This is a genomic window from Mucilaginibacter sp. P4_E8, assembly GCF_056401495.1.
The window spans coordinates 1-1,764 of sequence record NZ_JBFUJG010000350.1; the positions used below are offsets into that span (position 1 = coordinate 1).

1 protein-coding gene is annotated in these 1,764 nt (G+C 54.7%); it reads right to left on the reverse strand.

Annotated elements, in window-relative coordinates:
* Positions 1–1,753: condensation domain-containing protein (locus AC1DRQ_RS31270; RefSeq protein ID WP_477430000.1), on the reverse strand; the 1,753-nt coding region annotated here is incomplete at its 3' end.
* Positions 1,754–1,764 lie beyond the last annotated feature (11 nt).

Genomic DNA, 1,764 nt, shown 5'->3' on the forward strand with positions numbered 1-1,764 from the left:
CAGACTCCTGGCTGATAGCTTCCCGATCTTCGTCAACCAGCACCTGCTCTATGGAATCACCTAATAAGCCCGCGGTGCTCCGGCTCGTTAATGCCAGCGATGCCCCGGTATCCTGAAGCATATAACTGATCCGGTCTGCAGGATAATCCGGATCAACCGGTACATAAGCRCCCCCCGCCTTCAGCACCCCAAGGATCCCGATGATCATCTCCAGGGAACGGCCAAGACAGATCGGTACCAGCGTCTCCGATACAACACCACGGCTCCGCAGGTAATGCCCCAGCTGGTTCGACCGGGCATCCAGCTCACGGTAGCTCAGACGGCTATCCCCGTAAACCACAGCGGTCTCTTCTCCCCGAAGCATTACCTGCTCCCTGAACAGGTCCAGCAGCGTTAATCCCACAGGGTAGGATACCGCTGTCCCGTTAAACTCATATAATAACTGTTCACGCTCCTGTTCGCTCAGGATCTCGATATCACCTGCCCGGACAGGGCCGCTCAGCAGCCCGTCCAGCGCCTGCCCGAAATGACGACTGATCTGTTCCACATAGGAGCGGCTCAGCAGCGTTGACTTGTAGATAAAATGAACCCGCACATCTGCCCCGTTCAGTACGATACGGATTGTGAGCGGATAATTCGTCGTCTGCTCCGTCATTTCACGTTCCTTAACCTTCAGCTGCCATGCATGCGAGGACAGGATCTCTCCTACCGGAAAGTTCTGAAACRTCAGCAGGCTGTCAAACAGCTCTCCCCCTATGCCACCCCAGCGCTGGATCGAACTCAGTGAACTGTACTGGTAATCCCGCGAAGACAGCTGCTCTGACTGCAGCTCCCGGAGCCACGACGCAAGATCCTGATCCGGGGACAGCCTCGAACGTAAGGGCAGCGCGTTGATATACATCCCTATACGCTGCTCTATCCCGGCAAGCTCTTCCGGACGGCCGGATACCGTAACCCCGTATACCACATCCCCCTGACCACTGTAACGGTGGAGTAACAGCGCCCATACACCCTGCATGACCGTGTTCACCGTCAGATGATGATGCTGGGCATATCGCTCCAGACGTTCCCGCTGACCTTTATCCAGTTCCAGTACCTCCTCACGGTACTCCTCCACACCTCGTGTCCGGTCACTGACCTGACTGATATACGGCAATAATGTCCCCGATTCCAGACCCTGAAGATAACCACGCCAGTATTCCTCTTCCGATTCCTTGTCCTGCCGCTCTATATAACGGATGTAATCCTCATAGTTATCCTCCGGTATGGCCGGTAAGGCCGTACCCAGAACCTCCGCATCATACGTCTGCAGAAACTCCGTTACCAGCAGCGGAAGCGACCACCCGTCTATCACCAGGTGATGATGGGCCCAGATCATCTGGTACTCCGTATCCGTTATCCGTAATAAACTGATACGCATCAGCGGCGCACGCTCCAGATCAAAACCCCGCCGGCGGTCGGCTTCCTCATAACGCAGGATCGCGGTTCGCTGTTCCTCCACGCTCATCCCGCGGTAATCATATTCCTCTACAGGTATCTCAACTTCCCGGTATACACATTGTACCGGGATCCTGAACTTGTCATAATAAAACCCGCTCCGTAATATACTGTGTCCCGCTACCAACCGCGCCCAGCTACGAACAAACGAGGACTTATCCAGCCCGCTCAGACCAAGACGCATCTGCTGTACATATGCCCCTTCACCTGACGAATACAAACTCTCAAACAATATACCTTCCTGTAAACTGCTCAAACGGTATATAC